We start from the raw sequence: 18,217 nt of genomic DNA on the forward strand, positions 1-18,217 counted from the left end.
ATTCTCATCACGTCAGCGTCCTGCGAGTTATCTGGCCTTAAGCAGTTATAGCTATTGGCCATCAGGGACGCAACGTAGCTCGTCGCTTTATCGCAGCTGCAGACGCCATGCCCGATGAATCTTGCTGTTACGGGCAAAGTCCGGGTCGACCGTTTGCGCGCTGATTTCCTCTACTGCGTAACGCGCGCTCACGCTCTCGTCGAGCTGGAACTTGCGGAAGTTGTTAGAGAAGTACAACACCCCACCCGGGGCCAGACGGGCCAACGCCAGGTCGAGCAGTTGCACGTGGTCGCGTTGCACGTCAAACACACCTTCCATGCGCTTGGAGTTGGAGAACGTCGGCGGATCGATAAAGATCAGGTCGTAGCTCTCGCGGCAGTTCTCCAGCCAGGCCATCACATCACCCTGCTCCAGGCGGTGGCGATCGGAGTAGCCGTTTAGCGACAAGTTGCGCCGCGCCCAGTCCAGGTAGGTCTTGGACAGGTCGACGCTGGTGGTGTCGCGTGCGCCGCCCTTGGCTGCATGCACGGTAGCCGTGGCGGTGTAGCAGAACAGGTTGAGGAAACGCTTGCCAGCAGCCTCGCGCTGGATGCGCATGCGCATCGGCCGGTGGTCGAGGAACAGACCGGTATCCAGGTAGTCGGTGAGGTTGACCAGCAACTTGACGCCGCCTTCCTGCACTTCCTGGAAGCGCCCTTCGGTTGCCTGGCGCTCATACTGGCGAGTGCCGCTCTGGCGCTCACGACGCTTGAGAACCACGCGCTGCGGATCAATATTCAAGGCCAGCGGGATTGCCGCCAGTGCGTCGAGCAGACGCCCTTGGGCTTTGTCGGGGTCGATCGAGCGCGGCGCGGCGTATTCCTGGACGTGGACCCAATCCTGGTAGAGATCGACCGCCAAGGCGTACTCGGGCATGTCGGCGTCATACAGGCGGTAGCAGTCGACCTGTTCGCGGCGGGCCCATTTACCCAACTGCTTGAGGTTCTTCTGCAGGCGATTGGCAAACATCTGCGCACCTTCCGAGAGGCGCGCCGGCTCGCTGGCCGCCGGCAATTGACGCGGGCTGTCGCTTTCTTGCGCGTCGGCAGGACGGCGCTCACCAGTGACAAACTGATCCGGCTGGACCTTGAACAGGAGCAGTTTGCACGGCAGCGCGCCGTTCCAGAAGGCGTACTGCTTGTGGCTACGGATGCCCATGCGCTTGCCCAGTTCCGGCGCACCGGTAAACACCGCCGCTTCCCAGCCCAGGCACGCCTGGCGCAGGCGTTCGCCGAGGTTCTGGTAGAGGTAGAGCAAGCTGGCTTCATCGCCCAGACGCTCGCCGTACGGCGGGTTGCTGATGACCAGGCCTTTCTGGTTCTGGTCAGGGCGCGGCTCGAAGCTGCCGACTTCGCCCTGGTAGATCTTGATCCAGTCGCTCAGACCCGCACGCTCGACGTTATTGCGGCCCGGCTGGATCAGCCGTGGGTCGGCCTCGTAACCACGAATCCACAGCGGTGGCTTGGCCAAGCCCACTTCGGCGCGAGCAGCAGCCTCGTCGTGCACTTTGCGCCACAACGCCGGCACGTGACCGAGCCAGGCGCTGAAACCCCAGCGCTCGCGCTTGAGGTTAGGGGCGATATCGGCGGCGATCATTGCCGCCTCGACCAGGAAAGTACCGACACCGCACATCGGGTCAGCCAGCGCGCCACCCTCGGCGGCGATACGCGGCCAACCGGAACGGATCAGCACCGCCGCTGCCAGGTTTTCCTTCAACGGCGCAGCACCCTGCTGCAAGCGGTAACCGCGCTGGTGCAGGCTGTGGCCAGAAAGGTCAAGAGACAGGATTGCCTCACCGCGATCCAGGCGCAGGTGCACGCGCAGGTCAGGGTTGAGCTTGTCTACCGAAGGGCGCAGGCCCTCGCGGTCGCGCAGCTTGTCGACAATGGCGTCCTTGACCTTCAAGGCACCAAAGTGCGTGTTGTCGATGCCTGAACCATGGCCGCTGAATTCCACCGCCAGAGTGCCGTCGGCGGTCAGGTGATCCTGCCACTCAACGGCATTGACGCCGTCGTACAGGTCATCGGCGTTTTTCATCGAGAAACGCTTGAGCACCAGCAGCACGCGGTTGCCCAGACGCGACCACAGGCACAGGCGATAGGCGGTTTCCATGTCGGCCTCGCCACGAATGGCCGAGGTGTGCTCACGCACCTCCTCAAGGCCGAGGCCACGGGCCTCTTCGGCAAGCAGGCCTTCGAGGCCCTTGGGGCAGGTGAGATAAAGTTCGAAACGGTCCGACATGAGTAATCCAGTGCCTTTTTGGCTATTTGAGTGACGGGTCGACGCATCGTCCCGCCGATGTTTGCCCGAGCGCCCTTTTCACAGGCGCTCGGGTGGCCTCGCGCGTATCGCAAGGGCCAGGCCGCCCGACAGAGTAGCCCTCGCCGGGAGGCAAAGAAGCTTGGATCGTCTGGCAGTGTGAAAATTTCGTGCGAGTCACGCTCGCGTATGACCCTTCGTCGCATTACCAATTATTTCTGTCATCTGGCCACAACGCTGGCCTTTTGACGTCAATCGCGACTAAACCCTGATAATAGCGGGCTAAAGCCCAAACCGAGTTGAGTCGCATTTATTTACTTATCACTTCACCTTTGGAAAGGTTACGTCCTTATGACAAATCGATCATTCCCACTGTGACCTGCATTCGTTAGAACTGACCTCAGGTCGTTTCGCAACGGGACGACACTTCTAGCTCGCCACGCCGGCAGCGAGCGCAAACCGGCAGAAAGATTCTGCCCGGCCTCCACGAGGCCGACGGGACATTACAGTCAACAAGTGAGGGCAACACCCTATGAGAAGACTTAAGCGTGATCCGTTGGAAAGAGCATATTCACGTGGCTACCAGTACGGGGTCACCGGCAAATCTCGCGAACTTTGCCCCTTCACTCTTCCCTCTGTTCGCCAAGCCTGGATTAACGGCTGGCGGGAAGGCCGCGGAGATAACTGGGACGGCATGACCGGCACTGCTGGCATCCATAGACTCAACGAAAATCACGCCGTTGGCTGAACGAGGACACTGAATTCCGAGTCACCATGCACGCCCCATCCGGGCGGCGGGCTACGGCCCAGGGGCCCCTTCAAGGGGCCCTTTTTTATGCCCGGCGATTACCGCCGAGGCATGGCCGCGATGGCGTCTACCGCCTCACGAATCAGCGCCGGGCCCTTGTAGATGAAGCCCGAGTAGATCTGCACCAGGCTGGCCCCGGCGGCGATCTTCTCGGCGGCATGACGGCCTTCGGTGATCCCGCCCGCGGCGATGATCGGCATCCGGCCGGCCAGTTCGCCCGCCAGTACCTTCACCGTGTGGGTGCTTTTTTCCAGTACCGGCGCACCTGACAGGCCACCCGCTTCACCGCCAAACGCCAGCCCCTCGACACCCTCACGCGACAACGTGGTGTTGGTCGCGATTACCGCATCCATCCCGGACTCCAGCAACGCCGCAGCAACCAGGACGGTTTCTTCATCAGTCATGTCCGGGGCGATCTTGATCGCCAGCGGAATACGCTTGCCATGCTCGACAGCCAGTTGTTCGCGGCGCACCGCGAGGGCATCGAGCAATTGCTTGAGCGAGTCGCCAAACTGCAGCGAGCGCAGGCCCGGGGTGTTTGGCGAGCTGACGTTGACGGTGATGTAGCTGGCGTCGTTGTAGACCTTTTCCAGGCCGATCAGGTAGTCGTCGACCGCACGCTCGACCGGGGTATCGAAGTTCTTGCCGATATTGATCCCCAGCACGCCCTCGAAGCGCGAAGCGCGCACCCGCGCCAGCAGATGATCAACGCCCAGGTTGTTGAAGCCCATGCGGTTGATGATCGCCGTGGCCTCCGGCAGGCGGAACAGCCTTGGCTTGGGATTGCCCGGCTGCGGGCGCGGCGTCACCGTGCCGATCTCGACGAAGCCGAAACCCAACTGGGCAAAACCGTCGATCGCAGCGCCGTTCTTGTCCAGGCCAGCGGCCAGACCGACCGGATTGGCGAAGTTCAAGCCCATGACCGTCACCGGCGACGCCGACGGCTGTTTGCACAGCAGGCCATTGAGCCCCAGCCGGCCACCGGCGCCAATCAGGTCGAGGGACAGGTCGTGGGAGGTTTCCGGAGAAAGCTTGAACAGCAGCTGGCGGGCCAGGTTATACATGGGCGGGCAAGACTCGGGGGTGAGTGAGGGTGCGATTATAGCCAGCGCGTCGCTGCCGCGACAGGCCTTTGCAGCGTCTCTGGCATATGGCTTGCTTCGTTCGAGGCACAGAGCCTGTTCAGTACGGGCGAGGATTGGTGAATACAGTCGTGAATACCCCCACCTGCGCAACACCCCTGGCCTGGGTCAACGGCAGTGACGCACCGGAAAAGCCCAGCCTGAACATCGGTTTCATGGCCCTGACCGATTGCGCATCAATTGTGGTCGCGGCCACCCAAGGCTTCGCCCAGCAACAAGGCCTGACCCTCAACCTCAAGCGCCAGGCGTCCTGGTCGGGCCTGCGCGACAAACTGGTCAGCGGCGAGCTGGATGCCGCCCATTGCCTGTATGGCCTGATCTACGCGGTGCACCTGGGCATTGGTGGCGGGGTGGCCAGCAACATGGCGGTGCTGATGGGCCTGAACCAGAACGCCCAGGCCATCAACCTGTCCCCGGCACTGCAACGCAAGGGCGTGACCAACCCTGAAGCACTGGCCAAACTGGTGCACCAAAAAGGCTCACGCCTGACCTTTGCCCAGACCTTTCCCACCGGCACGCATGCCATGTGGCTGTATTACTGGCTGGCCAGCCAGGGCATCCACCCGTTGCACGACGTCAACAGCGTGGTGGTGCCACCCGCGCAGATGGTTGCGCACCTTCAGGCCGGACGTATCGACGGCTTCTGCGTCGGCGAACCCTGGTCGGCCGATGCCGTAGCCCAGGGCCAAGGCTTCACCCTGGCCACCAGCCAGTCGATCTGGCCAGACCACCCGGAGAAAGTCCTCGGCTGCGCCCGCGCCTTTGCCGAACAGTACCCCAACAGCGCCCGCGCCCTGATCAAGGCGATTCTCGCCGCCAGCCGCTTTATCGAACAGAGCCCGGAAAATCGCCGCAGCACCGCCCAACTGCTCAGCGGCCAGGCGTACCTGGACACGTCCCTGAACAACATCGAACCGCGGCTGCTGGGCGACTATCACGACGGGCTCGGCAACCACTGGCAAGACCCTCACGCCCTGCGCGTGTTCGACGAGGGCCGCAGCAACTTGCCCTATCTTTCCGACGGCATGTGGTTCATGACCCAGTTCCGCCGCTGGGGCCTGCTGCGCGAAGACCCTGACTACCTCGAGGTTGCCCGCCAGGTCCAGCAGCTGGCCCTTTATCGCGACGCTGCCGCAGCGCTCGGCGTGCCGTGCGCAGACCCGCCCATGCGTAGCAGCCAACTGATCGACGGCATCCGCTGGGATGGCAGCGATCCCCATGGCTACGCCCGCAGTTTCCGCCTGCACGCCATGGCTGAGGCGCCAGGCGCCCGTATCGGTCTGTGAGGGGACAACCATGCTGCGTATCCTGCTGATCGACGACACCGAGAAAAAAGTTGGCCGTCTCAAGGCCGCACTGATCGAGGCCGGCTTTGAAGTGATCGAGGCCGGCGGACTGACCATCGACCTCCCCGCCTGCGTCGAAACGGTGCGCCCTGACGTGGTCCTGATCGATACCGAGTCACCGGGCCGGGATGTGATGGAGCAAGTGGTGCTGGTCAGCCGCGACCGGCCGCGGCCGATCGTGCTGTTTACCGATGAACACGACCCGGACGTGATGCGCCAGGCAATCCAGGCCGGGGTCAGCGCCTACATCGTCGAAGGCATCCAGACCACCCGCTTGCAGCCGATTCTCGACGTCGCCATGGCCCGCTTCGAAAGCGACCAGGCGCTCAAGGCGCAGCTGCTCGCGCGCGACCTGCAACTGGCCGAACGCAAGCGCATCGAGCAGGCCAAGGGCTTGCTGATGAAGATGAAAGACTGCAACGAAGAGCAGGCCTACACCCTGATGCGCCGTCAGGCCATGAGCAAACAGCAGAAGCTGGTGCAGGTTGCCGAGCAGATCATCGCCATGCACGAAATGCTGGGGTGATGCAGCGGGCCTCTTCGCGGGCTTGCCCCGCGAAGAGGCCCGCCGTATCAACATAAACACTCGGCCGAACATATTGGCCCGGCTCTTGCTCAGTAAATCCCACAGGTAGCCAACGGCGGTTGCCCCACTTACCGACAAAGACGTCGCTCCCCCTCCACACACGTGGATCGGGTAGCGGCGTCTTTTTCGTTCCGGCCCTGCACAGACAGGGCATGACTACCGCTGCAAGCCGCGCGAGGTGTTCGATGAGTACCAGTTTCTGGAAGTCCGGGCATGTGCCCACCCTGTTCGCCGCGTTTCTCTATTTCGACCTGAGCTTCATGGTCTGGTACCTGCTTGGCCCCATGGCGGTGCAGATCGCCGCCGACCTGCAACTGAGCCCACAAGAGCGCGGCCTGATGGTGGCGACGCCGATCCTGGCCGGCGCGCTGCTGCGGTTCGGCATGGGCATGCTGGTCGATCGCCTGTCGCCAAAGACCGCCGGCCTGATGGGCCAGGTGGTGGTGATCGGCGCCTTGGCCTGCGCCTGGTACCTGGGCGTGCACAGCTATGAACAGGCACTGCTGCTCGGCGTGTTCCTCGGTTTCGCCGGGGCCTCCTTTGCCGTGTCGCTACCCTTGGCCTCGCAGTGGTACCCACCCCAGCATCAAGGCAAGGCGATGGGTATCGCTGGCGCCGGCAACTCCGGCACTGTGTTTGCCGCACTGCTGGCCCCAGCCCTGGCAGCGGCTTATGGCTGGAACAACGTGTTCGGCTTCGCCCTGATCCCGCTGCTGCTGACCCTGGTGGTGTTTGCGCTGCTGGCGCGCAATGCACCCCAGCGACCCAAACCGAAAGCCATGGCCGACTACTTCAAGGCACTCGGCGACCGCGACAGCTGGTGGTTCATGTTCTTCTACAGCGTGACCTTCGGCGGCTTCATCGGCCTGGCCAGCGCCCTGCCCGGCTACTTCAGCGACCAGTATGGCCTGAGCCCGGTCACCGCCGGTTACTACACCGCTGCCTGCGTATTTGGCGGCAGCATGATGCGCCCGCTCGGCGGTGCCCTGGCCGACCGCTTCGGCGGCATCCGCACCCTGCTGGGCATGTACAGCGTGGCAGCGGTGTGCATTGCCGCCGTCGGCTTCAACCTGCCCAGTGCCGCCGCGGCGCTGGCCCTGTTCGTCAGCGCCATGCTCGGCCTGGGCGCTGGCAACGGCGCGGTGTTCCAGCTGGTGCCACAGCGCTTCCGTCAGGAGATCGGCGTGATGACCGGGCTCATCGGCATGGCCGGCGGGATCGGGGGTTTCCTCCTTGCCGCCGGGCTGGGCATGATCAAGCAACACAGCGGCGACTATCAACTGGGCTTGTGGCTGTTCGCCAGCCTGGGCCTGCTGGCCTGGTTCGGCCTGCATGGCGTCAAGCAGCGCTGGCGCACCACCTGGGGCTCGGCTGCGGTTACCGCAGCGCGGGTCTGAGGGCACCTGATGAGCCTGCAACTGAGCTTTGCCGAAGCGACCGCCACCGGCCCGCGCAGCGAAAACCAGGACGCCATGCGCCTGGTCACGCCTGCGCCGGAGCTGGCCGCCAGCAAGGGCTATCTGTTCGCCCTGGCCGATGGCGTCAGCCAGTGCGCCGACGGCGGCCTGGCAGCACGGGCGAGCCTGCAGGCACTGGCGCTGGACTACTACGCCACGCCGGCAACCTGGGCCGTGGCCCAGGCGCTGGATCGCCTGTTGCTGGCGCAGAACCGCTGGCTACGCGCCCAAGGCAGTGGCCAGCCCCTGCTGACCACCCTAAGCGCGTTGGTGATGCGCGGGCGGCGCTTCACCCTCGCGCATGTCGGCGACTGTCGTGCCTATCGCTGGCACGACGGCCGCTTGCAGTGCCTGAGCGAAGACCACGTGTGGGACCAGCCCGGCATGCAGCATGTGCTCAAGCGAGCGCTGGGGCTCGACCAGCACCTGCTGGTCGATTACCTGGAGGGTGAACTGCTCGCCGGCGAGTCGTTCCTGTTGCTCAGCGACGGCGTCTGGGCCAGCCTCGGTGAACAAGGCATCCTGTCGATACTTCGCGAACACTGCGACCTGCAGGTCGCCGCCGACACCCTGGTGGCCAGCGCCCATCACTGTGGCAGCCAGGACAACGCCAGCGCCCTGTTGGTGCGCGTCGACCAGCTCGGCCCGGCCAATCTCGGTGACACCCTGGCGCAACTGCAGCAATGGCCGGTGCCAGGTGCGCTGCGCCCAGGCCAGCGGATCGATGGCTGGCAGGTCAGCGCCCAGCTATCGCACACCCGCCAGTCACTGCTGTATCGCGTGCATGATGCTCAGGCCCAACCCTGGCTGCTGAAGACCCTGCCTGCCGCGCACGTGAGCGAACCCGGCGCCACGCAACGGCTGCTCCAGGAAGAATGGTTCCTGCGCCGAGTCGCTGGCAGGCACTTCCCCGAGGTGCATCCGGCCAGTCACCGCCAGCACTTGTATTACCTGATGCGAGAGTACCCCGGGCGCACGCTTGCCCAGATTTTTGCAGAGCACGGCCCGCTGCCACTGGCGCAGTGGCTGGAGATCGCTCGGCAGCTGCTCCAGGCAGTCGGTGTGCTGCATCGGCGCAACCTGCTGCACCGCGATATCAAGCCCGACAACCTGCACCTGGGTGACGACGGCCAGCTGCGCTTGCTGGACTTCGGCCTGGCCTATTGCCCGGGGCTTTGCGAAGACGCCGCGCATGAGTTGCCCGGCACACCCTCGTTCATCGCCCCGGAGGCCTTCGAAGGGCTGTCACCCAGCCCACGCCAGGACCTCTACGCCGCCGGGGTGACGTTGTATTACCTGCTGACCGGGCACTACCCCTACGGCGAAATCGAAGCGTTCCAGCGACCGCGCTTCGCCGCCCCGGTAAGCCCTGCGCGCTACCGCCCCGACCTGCCGGAGTGGCTGCAACACAATCTCGAACAGGCCGTGGCGGCCAACCCTGCTCAGCGTTTCGAAACCGCCGAGCAGTGGTTGCTGCTGCTTGAACGTGGCGAGCGCCAAGAGCCTGCTGGCCGTCCTCGGCCACTGCTGGAGCGCGAGCCTGTAAAGGTCTGGCGGACCCTGGCCCTGCTCTCCTTGATAGTCAACCTGATAGTGCTGTACGCCCTGTTCAAGGGCTGAGCGGCGCCGCTGATGAGGAATACCGTATGAGTGCAAAAGTCTGGCTGGTGGGTGCCGGCCCTGGCGATCCCGAACTGCTCACGCTCAAGGCCGTGCGTGCCTTGCGCGAGGCCCAGGTAGTGATGATCGATGACCTGGTCAATCCGGCGGTCCTCGAACACTGTCCGGGTGCGCGGGTAATTGCGGTGGGCAAGCGCGGCGGCTGTCGCTCGACGCCGCAGGCGTTCATCCAGCGCTTGATGTTGCGCCACGCACGGCAAGGGCGTTGCGTGGTTCGGCTCAAGGGTGGCGACCCGTGCATCTTTGGCCGCGGCGGTGAGGAAGCGCTGTGGTTGCAGGGGCATGGCGTCGAGGTGGAGTTGGTCAATGGCATCACCGCAGGGCTGGCGGGCGCTACCCAGTGCGGCATACCGCTGACCTTGCGCGGGGTTAGCCGCGGCGTGACGCTGGTGACAGCGCATACCCAGGATGACAGCGAGCTGAACTGGGCAGGCTTGGCTCAGGGCGGGACGACATTGGTGGTGTATATGGGCGTGGCGCGGCTAGAGGATATTCGCCAGGGCTTGCTGGCTGGCGGGATGGCCGAGCATACCCCGGTGGCGATGATCGAAAATGCGTCGCTGCCGAGCCAGCGGGAGTGCCGCAGCCAACTGCAGTGGATGGGCCGGGACGCAGCGGCGTTTGGTCTGCGCAGCCCTGCCGTGCTGGTGATTGGCGAGGTGGCTGGACGTGCTGCGGCTGGGATGCTTGAAGAGACGTTGATGAGGGTGGCGGGCTGAAATTGGGGCTTGCCTCGCGATGAGGCCGGCACTGATACGACAAATCGCAGGCAAAGAAAAACCCGGCCTAAGCCGGGTTTTTCATGAATCTCAAACCAATTACTTGGCCTGAGCTTCAACCTGCGCTTCAACGCGACGGTTTACAGCGCGACCTTCTTCGGTAGCGTTGTCAGCAACCGGACGGGTCTCACCGTAGCCAACCGATTCAACACGGCTGGATTCAACACCGTACTGCTGGGTCAGGACTTGCTTGACAGCGCCAGCACGACGCTCGGACAGCTTCTGGTTGTACGCGTCTGGACCGACGGAGTCAGTGTGACCTTCCACGGTGGTGGTGGTCGACGGGTACTGCTTCATGAAGTCAGCCAGGTTCTTGATGTCGCCGTAGCTGTTAGGCTTGACGACCGACTTGTCGAAGTCGAACTTGACGTCCAGCTCAACACGTACGACTTCGGCAACAGCCGGGCAGCCGTCGGCGTCAACGGTAACGTTGGCCGGGGTGTCTGGGCACTTGTCGACGTTGTCGCACACGCCATCGTTGTCGCTGTCGGAGCACACTTCAGCAACTGGAGCTGGAGCGACTTCGGCTTGCTTCGGGCTACCGCCGAAGTTCAGGCCGATACCAACGCTTGGCGCCCACTCGGTGTCGCCTTGGTCGATGTTGTACTGGGCTTCAACGCCAGCACGGGCGTAGAACATGTCGGTGATGTACCACTTGGCACCGGCGCCAACGTTGGCGAAGGTGGAGTGGTTACGACCGCCACGGCCGGTCTGGCCCAGGGACTGGTGCGAGAAACCAGCGGAAACGTACGGACGAATTGCATCGTACGGGTTGTTGAAGTGGTACAGAGCGTCCAGGGCGGTGTTCGAGCCCTTGATGTTCTTACCGTCTTCGCCACGAGCGTTGTGGACTTCGTCGTAACCCAGACGCAGTTCAACGTCGTCGGTCAGGAAGTAACCGATCGAGCCACCGAACAGGTTGCCGTCGTTCTTGAAGTCGCGCTGGCTGTCGAAGAATTCTTTCTTGTAGAAGCCTTCGACTTCCACAGCGCCTGTGCCTTGTGCCATAGCGCCAATCGAGGTGGCGGCTACGAGCGAACCAATGGCCAAGCCCAAGGTGTTTTTCAATTTCATCCGTTAAATCCCCATCTGGTGATAGTTAAGCGGTCCCACCTAAAACCGGGGGACAACTCGACGGCAAGTCTAGCAGAACTCGCCGGTGGTTAGAGACATTTGCAGACGACTAAGTTTCAACCTCGCCGGCAAATTTCTCTCTAAGCTTATCGAGCGCACGCTTGTAGCGCATTTTCGTGGCGCTCAAGCCCATATGCATGATATCCGCGATTTCCTGGAACTCCAGCTCGGCGACGAATCGCAGCACCAGAATCTCCCGATCAATCGGGTTCACATGCACCAGCCATTTGTCCAGGCCGCCCTTCTCCTCAGGTTTTGGAGCCTTGTCTTCTGACGCCTCTTCAATAGGGTCAAGACTCAGGGCATCCATCAGCCTTCGTTTACGACGCTCCTTGCGGTACTGGGTAATGCACTCGTTGTAAGTGATGCTGTACAGCCAGGTCTTGAACTTGGATTTACCTTCGAAGTTCTTCAGCCCGTACAACACCTTCAGCATCACTTCCTGACAGACATCATCAGCATCCCGGTCGTTCCCCAAATAACGCGCACAGACGTTGAACAGGGTTCGCTGGTAGCGCCGCATGAGTTCCTCATAGGCGCGGGTAACGTGAAACAGCTCCTCATGCGAACGCGCCACCAACTCCTCATCGGTGAGTTCGTGGGGGTCGTAGCGCATGGGCGGCGAATGAACTTTATTCAAAACGGATCTGGCCGACAGTCAGGTCAAGTCGCCACTCGGCCCCCCAGGGACCGATTTTCGCGGCGACACACATTAACAGCTTTTGCGCGGTTAGCGGCTATCGACTCGCTGCTCGAGCAGCTCACGATTAGACAGCGACACCAGTTCGCCATCATCGGTCAGCAGGGTCGTCTTGACCGTGCCGATCTCTTCGATCTGCCCTTCGACCTCTCCAATCCGCACCTGCTGGCCGACCTGATAGAGTTCACGAACGTAGATTCCGGCGAGGATCTGGCCGGCGATTTCCCGACTTCCAAGCCCCATGGCCAATGCAATTGCCAGACCAACGGTTATCAAGCCAATGACGATTACATGGTTGAGCAGGTCGGTCTTGACCTCGAGCTGGCTGATGGCCACCGAGATCGCAATGATGATTACCAGGCCTTGGGCAATGCGCCCGACGCCAGCGGCGTACTCCAGGCCGATCCCTTCGGCAGCACCGCGCACCAGGCCATTGACCAGTTGCGCCAGCATCACCCCGGCCAGCAGCACCAGGGCTGCACCAAATACCTTGGGCAGGTACAGGGCAAGCATGTCAAGGGTTGCCGAAACCCGCTCAAGGCCCAGCGACTCGGCCGCCGAAACCAGGAAGATCAGCAGCACGAACCAGTAGACGATCTTGCCGATCAGGGTCGAGATCGGCACCTGAATGCCAGCGCGGCTGAGCATCTTGGTCATGCCGGTGCCGGCCATCAGGCGGTCGAGGCCGAACTTGGCGAGCAGTTTCGAGAGCAGTGTGTCGAGCAGCTTGGCCACCACAAAACCGAGCAGCACCACGACCAGCGCGCCGAACAGGTTGGGGATGAAGTTCGCTACCTTGGTCCATAGGGCGGTCATGGCCGTGACCAGGCTCTGGGTCCAGAGATCGAGTTCCATATTCAATCAGCCTTATCAGCTTTGCTGCCAGCGGCAGGGTTGCGGCGCACCGGCGCAACATGCGCCGAGCCATTGTTGACGGCAATCATCAGCGCCTGGCCCCAACGGCCAAGCATGCTGAACAGGTCACCCGCGCCAACCTGGCGGTTGGCGGTCTTGAGTACGCGACCCAGGCACGCAGCATCGTCCCGGTCCTGGCCGGACGGCGACGCATTGAGCAGGTCACGCAAGGATTGTTCAAACGGATCGTGCATAGGCACCTCGCGCAATGTCAGTCAAAGACGAGGGCGCCGGGCGATGGGTCACACGGCTGGCCGGGGCAAGTGTTTCTAAATGCACGGCGTCACACCCAGCGCAGTCGACGGAACAACCACCACTGCCCCACCGCAAGCCCCAGCACCAGCAGGCTGGCAAACAGGAAGCCGTAGGGGCTGGATGAGCCTGGAATGCCGCCGACATTGATCCCCAGCAGGCCGGTGACAAAGCTCATCGGCAGGAAGATGCAGGTAATGATGCCGAAGCGGTACATGGTCCGGTTCATCCGCTCGCTACGGCGCCGATCCTCGCTCTCCAGCACCAGCGCCGCGCGCTCGCGGGTCAGCTCAAGCTCCTCGAGGTAACGGATCAGGCTGTTGTTCAGCTCGTTCCAGTAGTCGGCGTCGGCGTCGGCAAACCAGCTCCATTTGTGCCGGGTCAGTTGCACGTAGATTTCCCGCTGCGGGGCGAGGAAACGCCGCAGCCCGGCCGCACGCCGGCGGATCTGCTGCAGGCTGTCGTGCTCTGGAGTATACCGTTCGTCGGATTCGACCTTTTCTTCTTCAAGATCAACCAGCTCGGACAAGTCACTGACCAGCGCCTGAACCTTCTCGGTCAGCAGCTCCCCCATCAGCAGGAGCAGCTCGGAGGCCGATTTGGGCCCCCGGCCTTCGTCCAGCAGCTGCAAAATCTCGTCACTGGCACGCAGCGGCCGCAAGCGCAGCGAGATCACCCGCTGGGCTTCGGCAAAGATGCGCACCGAAACCATGTCTTCGGGTTCGGCCCCCGGATTGAGGTTGACCCCACGCAAAAACAGCAGCATCTGCTCGTTGGCCAGGGGCAACAGGCGTGGCCGGGTGTTCTCTTCCAGGAGCAGGTCGCAACTGAACTCGCTCAGGCCACTGTCACGCAACAACCAGGTGCGCGTCTGCGGATGGCTGCGATCCCAATGCAGCCAGAGGCTCTCCTCTGGCTGCAACTGCAGGTCGTCCAGTTCGGTCCGAGCGATAGAACGCGCGCCACCTTTACCATCGAGCACCAGGGCATGGACCAGCCCCCACTGCGCGTTGTCTTCCTCGAACATTAAAGCTCCATCAGCGCGCGAGGCGCATCACTCCGGCATTTTCAGCGGGCTTGGCGAGACGATCACGCCATTGTTGTCGGCGTACACGTACTCGCCCGGGCGGAAGGTCACCCCGGCAAACGTCACGGCTACGTTGAGGTCGCCCAAACCGCGTTTTTCGGTCTTCAGCGGGTGGCTGGCCAGGGCCTGCACGCCGACGTCGGTCTGCACCAACACATCCACGTCGCGCACGCAGCCGTAGATCACCAGGCCTTCCCAGCCATTCTTGGCGGCCTTCTCGGCGATCATGTCACCGAGCAGCGCGCAACGCAGCGAGCCGCCACCGTCGACCACCAGCACCTTACCCTTGCCGTCGAGCTCGGCCTGGGCCTTGACCAGCGAATTGTCTTCGAAGCATTTGATGGTGACGATCTGACCACCGAACGAATCGCGACCGCCGAAGTTGCTGAACAGCGGTTCCAGCACCTGGACCAGCTCGGGGTAGGCATCGCACAGATCGGGCGTTACGTAATGCTGCATGAGAAAGCTCCTGTCAGGCACAACGAAAGCAAGGGTTCACTGCAAGGCTACACCGGCGAAGGTGTCGCAGTCATCCGGCAAGGCTCAAACCGCTGGCAGCGGCTCTGGCACAGCAACAGCGCCCTGGATCGGCGCCTGCGGATCACGCAACCAGCCTGCTACCAACGGCCAGACCTGCGCCTGGGCAGCCTTGCTGACCAACATATCGACATGTCCAAAGGCGTCGAAGCCTTCTTCGCGCCCTAGCCGCAAAAATTGCTTGCGGCCACCGCCAAGCTGATCGAACAGCTTGCGACAGGCCCACACCGGATCCTGAAAATCGGCGGCACCGGCCACTGCCAGCACTGGCACATCGATGTCGGCGAGGCCCGCCCACCAGTCGCCGTCCTTGCCGCCAAAGCGACCAAACAGGCCGTGCCAGCGCATGCTCTCCAGGGCCAGGCCGATCGGCTCATCCTCTGGCCCGCGCTTGAGCCGCGAACCGGAAATATGCGCAAACCGCTTGAGTAGCTGACGCGCCCCCCACTCTACCGTTGGCACCTTCAACGGCCAGTACGTGCGACTGACCTGGGTGCCGAAGAACGCCGCGCTAGCGACCCACTCGGCGTGCAGATAGCCACCGCCCAAAGCGGCAGCCAGGGTCGTCCCGCCGAGCGAATGGCCCAGCCAGTGCGGGGCCTGGCCGGCTTGCTCATGGACAAACGCAGCGATCACCGGCAGGTCGTAGCGGGCATAGTCACCCACGCGATTGTGCCGCCAATGGCGGTTACGCGGCGACAGGCCGTGGCCGCGCATTTCGGGGATCCACACGTCAAAGCCGGCGCGGGCGAGAAACGCCCCCAGGCCAATGCCTTTGGGCGAGTACCAGAAACGCCGATTGGAAAAGCTGCCGTGCAAGAGGATCACCGGCACCCCAGGGGCACGCTCACGGTCGGCCAGACCCAAGCGGGTCAGGGCCAGTTCGACGCTGGGGTCCGGGCTGTTGCCAGCCTTGATCCGGTAGACGTCTTCACTGAGGTCGCCGCGGCGCTCGGCACTTTGCAAGGCCACGGGGAAAAGTGTGCTGCTGCTTTGCATAAAGGACTTGTACGAAAAAAGGGCGGGAACCATCGCTGGAACTCGCCCCGAAGAATACGGGCGCAGGCACGCTTGACGTGCCTGCGCATTGGCTGGATCAGGCCGGGCTTTGACCTTCGGCCAGGAAGAACCAGGTCTCGAGCACCGAGTCCGGGTTCAGCGACACGCTCTCGATACCCTGCTCCATCAGCCACTTGGCCAGGTCCGGGTGGTCCGACGGGCCCTGACCGCAGATGCCGATGTACTTGCCGGCCTTGTTACACGCCTGGATGGCGTTGGCCAGCAGCTTCTTCACGGCCGGGTTACGCTCGTCGAACAAGTGGGCGATGATGCCCGAATCGCGGTCCAGGCCCAAGGTCAGCTGGGTCAGGTCGTTGGAGCCGATCGAGAAGCCGTCGAAGTATTCGAGGAATTCCTCGGCCAGAATGGCGTTGGACGGCAGCTCGCACATCATGATCACGCGCAGGCCATTGTCGCCTCGGGCCAGGCCGTTTTCGGCGAGCAAGTCGACCACTTGGCTGGCTTCGCCCAGGGTACGCACGAACGGCACCATGATCTCGACGTTGGTCAAGCCCATCTCGTTGCGCACGCGCTTGAGGGCGCGGCATTCGAGCTCGAAGCAGTCACGGAACGACTCGCTGATATAACGCGAGGCGCCACGGAAACCGAGCATCGGGTTCTCTTCTTCAGGCTCGTAGAGTTTGCCGCCGATCAGGTTGGCGTACTCGTTGGACTTGAAGTCCGACAGGCGCACGATGACCTTTTTCGGGTAGAACGCCGCGGCCAGGGTGCTGATGCCCTCGACCAGTTTCTCGACGTAGAAGCCGACCGGGTCAGAGTAACCGGCGATACGTTTGTCGACGCTTTCCTTGAGCTCTGGCGGCAGCCCGGCATAGTTGAGCAGTGCCTTGGGGTGCACGCCGATCATACGGTTGATGATGAACTCCAGGCGCGCCAGGCCGACACCGGCGTTGGGCAACTGGGCAAAATCAAAGGCACGGTCCGGGTTGCCGACGTTCATCATGATCTTGAACGGCAGGTCGGGCATGGCATCGACCGAGTTCTGGCGGATGTCGAAGCCCAGTTCGCCTTCGAAGATGAAGCCGGTGTCGCCTTCGGCGCAGGAGACGGTAACGCCCTGGCCATCCTTGAGCAACTGGGTGGCGTTGCCACAACCCACCACCGCCGGAATACCCAGTTCACGGGCGATGATCGCCGCGTGGCAGGTACGCCCGCCACGGTTGGTGACGATGGCGCTGGCGCGCTTCATGACCGGTTCCCAGTCCGGGTCGGTCATGTCGGAAACCAGGACGTCGCCTGGCTGGACCTTGTCCATCTCGGACACGTCCTTGATCACCCGCACCTTGCCGGCGCCGATGCGCTGGCCGATGGCACGGCCTTCAACCAGCACGGTGCCTTTTTCTTTAAGCAGGTAGCGTTCCATGACGTTGGCGCTAGCGCGGCTCTTCACCGTTTCAGGGCGCGCCTGGACGATGTACAGCTTGCCGTCATCACCGTCCTTGGCCCACTCGATGTCCATCGGGCGCTGGTAGTGCTGCTCGATAATCATGGCCTGCTTGGCCAGCTCGTTGACTTCAGCGTCGCTCAGGCAGAAACGCGCGCGCTCGGCACGGTCGACTTCGACAGTCTTGACCGAACGACCGGCCTTGGCTTCATCGCCATAGACCATCTTGATCGCCTTGCTGCCCAGGTTGCGGCGCAGGATCGCCGGGCGACCGGCCTGCAAGGTCTGCTTGTGTACGTAGAACTCGTCTGGGTTGACTGCACCCTGCACCACGGTTTCACCCAGGCCATAGGCGCCGGTGATGAACACCACGTCACGGAAGCCCGACTCGGTGTCGAGGGTGAACATCACCCCGGCAGTGCCGGTTTCGGAACGGACCATGCGCTGCACGCCGGCAGACAGGGCGACCAGCTTGTGGTCGAAGCCCTGGTGGACGCGGTAGGCAATGGCACGGTCGTTGAACAGCGAGGCGAACACTTCCTTGGCCGCGCGGATCACGTTATCGACGCCACGGATGTTGAGGAAGGTTTCCTGCTGACCGGCGAACGAGGCGTCCGGCAGGTCTTCGGCAGTGGCCGAGGAACGCACGGCGACGGCCATGTTGTCGTTGCCGGCGGCCATTTCGGCGAACGCCGTTCGGATTTCCGAATCAAGGAGGGCGGGGAACTCAGCTTCCATGACCCACTGGCGAATCTGCGCGCCGGTCTTGGTCAGGGCATTGATGTCATCGACGTCCAGCGCATCAAGGGCTGCGTGGATACGCTCGTTCAGGCCGCTCTGGTCGAGAAAGTCGCGGTACGCCTGCGCTGTAGTGGCGAAGCCGCCCGGCACAGAAACGCCGGCACCTGCGAGGTTACTGATCATCTCGCCGAGGGATGCGTTCTTGCCCCCCACATGCTCTACATCATGGACGCCGAGCTTATCGAGGGAAACTACGTACTCTACCAAGGTGATCTCTCCACTAACTGTGTT

16 protein-coding genes are annotated in these 18,217 nt (G+C 62.8%); 6 read left to right on the forward strand and 10 right to left on the reverse strand.

Annotation, left to right across the window (positions count from 1 at the left end; genetic code table 11):
- Positions 1–87 precede the first annotated feature (87 nt).
- On the reverse strand, positions 88–2,280 hold the full coding sequence (gene rlmKL, locus J3B00_RS20910; protein WP_209871291.1) for a bifunctional 23S rRNA (guanine(2069)-N(7))-methyltransferase RlmK/23S rRNA (guanine(2445)-N(2))-methyltransferase RlmL: 2,193 nt from the start codon (positions 2,278–2,280) through the stop codon (positions 88–90).
- Positions 2,281–2,830: 550 nt separating this feature from the next.
- Between rlmKL and J3B00_RS20915 the strand changes: the two genes are divergently transcribed.
- The gene (locus J3B00_RS20915) at positions 2,831–3,046 is read left to right on the forward strand and encodes a ribosome modulation factor (protein ID WP_079227119.1); all 216 of its coding nucleotides are present in this window, start codon (positions 2,831–2,833) and stop codon (positions 3,044–3,046) included.
- 98 nt (positions 3,047–3,144) lie between these two features.
- Here the strand turns inward: J3B00_RS20915 and J3B00_RS20920 are convergent, their stop codons facing one another.
- Positions 3,145–4,170 carry a quinone-dependent dihydroorotate dehydrogenase gene (locus J3B00_RS20920; protein ID WP_209871294.1) on the reverse strand — a complete coding sequence of 342 codons (1,026 nt, stop codon included), beginning with the start codon at positions 4,168–4,170 and terminating at the stop codon, positions 3,145–3,147.
- Between the two features lie 149 nt (positions 4,171–4,319).
- On the opposite strand from J3B00_RS20920, the gene J3B00_RS20925 reads away from it, so the two are divergent.
- From J3B00_RS20925 to cobA, 5 genes are all read left to right on the forward strand, one after another.
- Positions 4,320–5,534 (forward strand): CmpA/NrtA family ABC transporter substrate-binding protein, encoded by a 1,215-nt coding sequence (locus tag J3B00_RS20925; RefSeq protein WP_209871297.1) that lies wholly within the window; start codon positions 4,320–4,322, stop codon positions 5,532–5,534.
- 10 nt (positions 5,535–5,544) lie between these two features.
- On the forward strand, positions 5,545–6,120 hold the full coding sequence (locus J3B00_RS20930) for an ANTAR domain-containing protein (RefSeq protein WP_209871300.1): 576 nt from the start codon (positions 5,545–5,547) through the stop codon (positions 6,118–6,120).
- 245 nt (positions 6,121–6,365) lie between these two features.
- Complete coding sequence (locus tag J3B00_RS20935) at positions 6,366–7,577, forward strand: nitrate/nitrite transporter (protein ID WP_209871304.1); 1,212 nt, start codon at positions 6,366–6,368, stop codon at positions 7,575–7,577.
- 9 nt (positions 7,578–7,586) lie between these two features.
- Positions 7,587–9,257: a bifunctional protein-serine/threonine kinase/phosphatase gene (locus tag J3B00_RS20940; protein ID WP_209871307.1), complete on the forward strand. Its 1,671-nt coding sequence runs from the start codon at positions 7,587–7,589 to the stop codon at positions 9,255–9,257.
- A gap of 26 nt (positions 9,258–9,283) precedes the next feature.
- Positions 9,284–10,036, forward strand: a complete 753-nt coding sequence (cobA, locus tag J3B00_RS20945) for a uroporphyrinogen-III C-methyltransferase (RefSeq protein ID WP_209871311.1) — start codon at positions 9,284–9,286, stop codon at positions 10,034–10,036.
- 99 nt (positions 10,037–10,135) lie between these two features.
- Here the strand turns inward: cobA and J3B00_RS20950 are convergent, their stop codons facing one another.
- The 8 genes from J3B00_RS20950 to ppsA all read right to left on the reverse strand — a co-directional run bounded on the left by J3B00_RS20950 (position 10,136) and on the right by ppsA (position 18,193).
- A complete protein-coding gene (locus tag J3B00_RS20950; RefSeq protein ID WP_209871314.1) occupies positions 10,136–11,170 on the reverse strand; it encodes an OmpA family protein in 1,035 nt (344 codons plus the stop codon).
- A gap of 109 nt (positions 11,171–11,279) precedes the next feature.
- Positions 11,280–11,846, reverse strand: coding sequence for an RNA polymerase sigma factor SigX (sigX, locus tag J3B00_RS20955; RefSeq protein WP_101321319.1), 567 nt, complete (start codon positions 11,844–11,846; stop codon positions 11,280–11,282).
- 114 nt (positions 11,847–11,960) lie between these two features.
- Complete coding sequence (locus J3B00_RS20960) at positions 11,961–12,785, reverse strand: mechanosensitive ion channel domain-containing protein (protein WP_209871317.1); 825 nt, start codon at positions 12,783–12,785, stop codon at positions 11,961–11,963.
- A 2-nt stretch (positions 12,786–12,787) separates the two neighbouring features.
- The gene (locus J3B00_RS20965; protein WP_119138603.1) at positions 12,788–13,039 is read right to left on the reverse strand and encodes a CrfX protein; all 252 of its coding nucleotides are present in this window, start codon (positions 13,037–13,039) and stop codon (positions 12,788–12,790) included.
- Positions 13,040–13,128: 89 nt separating this feature from the next.
- Positions 13,129–14,124 carry a zinc transporter ZntB gene (locus J3B00_RS20970; RefSeq protein WP_209871320.1) on the reverse strand — a complete coding sequence of 332 codons (996 nt, stop codon included), beginning with the start codon at positions 14,122–14,124 and terminating at the stop codon, positions 13,129–13,131.
- A gap of 27 nt (positions 14,125–14,151) precedes the next feature.
- A complete protein-coding gene (rraA, locus tag J3B00_RS20975) occupies positions 14,152–14,643 on the reverse strand; it encodes a ribonuclease E activity regulator RraA (RefSeq protein WP_209871325.1) in 492 nt (163 codons plus the stop codon).
- Between the two features lie 84 nt (positions 14,644–14,727).
- On the reverse strand, positions 14,728–15,753 hold the full coding sequence (locus tag J3B00_RS20980) for an alpha/beta fold hydrolase (RefSeq protein WP_209871328.1): 1,026 nt from the start codon (positions 15,751–15,753) through the stop codon (positions 14,728–14,730).
- Positions 15,754–15,817: 64 nt separating this feature from the next.
- The gene (gene ppsA, locus J3B00_RS20985) at positions 15,818–18,193 is read right to left on the reverse strand and encodes a phosphoenolpyruvate synthase (protein ID WP_209871331.1); all 2,376 of its coding nucleotides are present in this window, start codon (positions 18,191–18,193) and stop codon (positions 15,818–15,820) included.
- Positions 18,194–18,217: the final 24 nt, after the last annotated feature.

It is taken from the genome of Pseudomonas sp. BP8 (assembly GCF_017875955.1).
In the GTDB taxonomy this organism is placed as follows: domain Bacteria; phylum Pseudomonadota; class Gammaproteobacteria; order Pseudomonadales; family Pseudomonadaceae; genus Aquipseudomonas.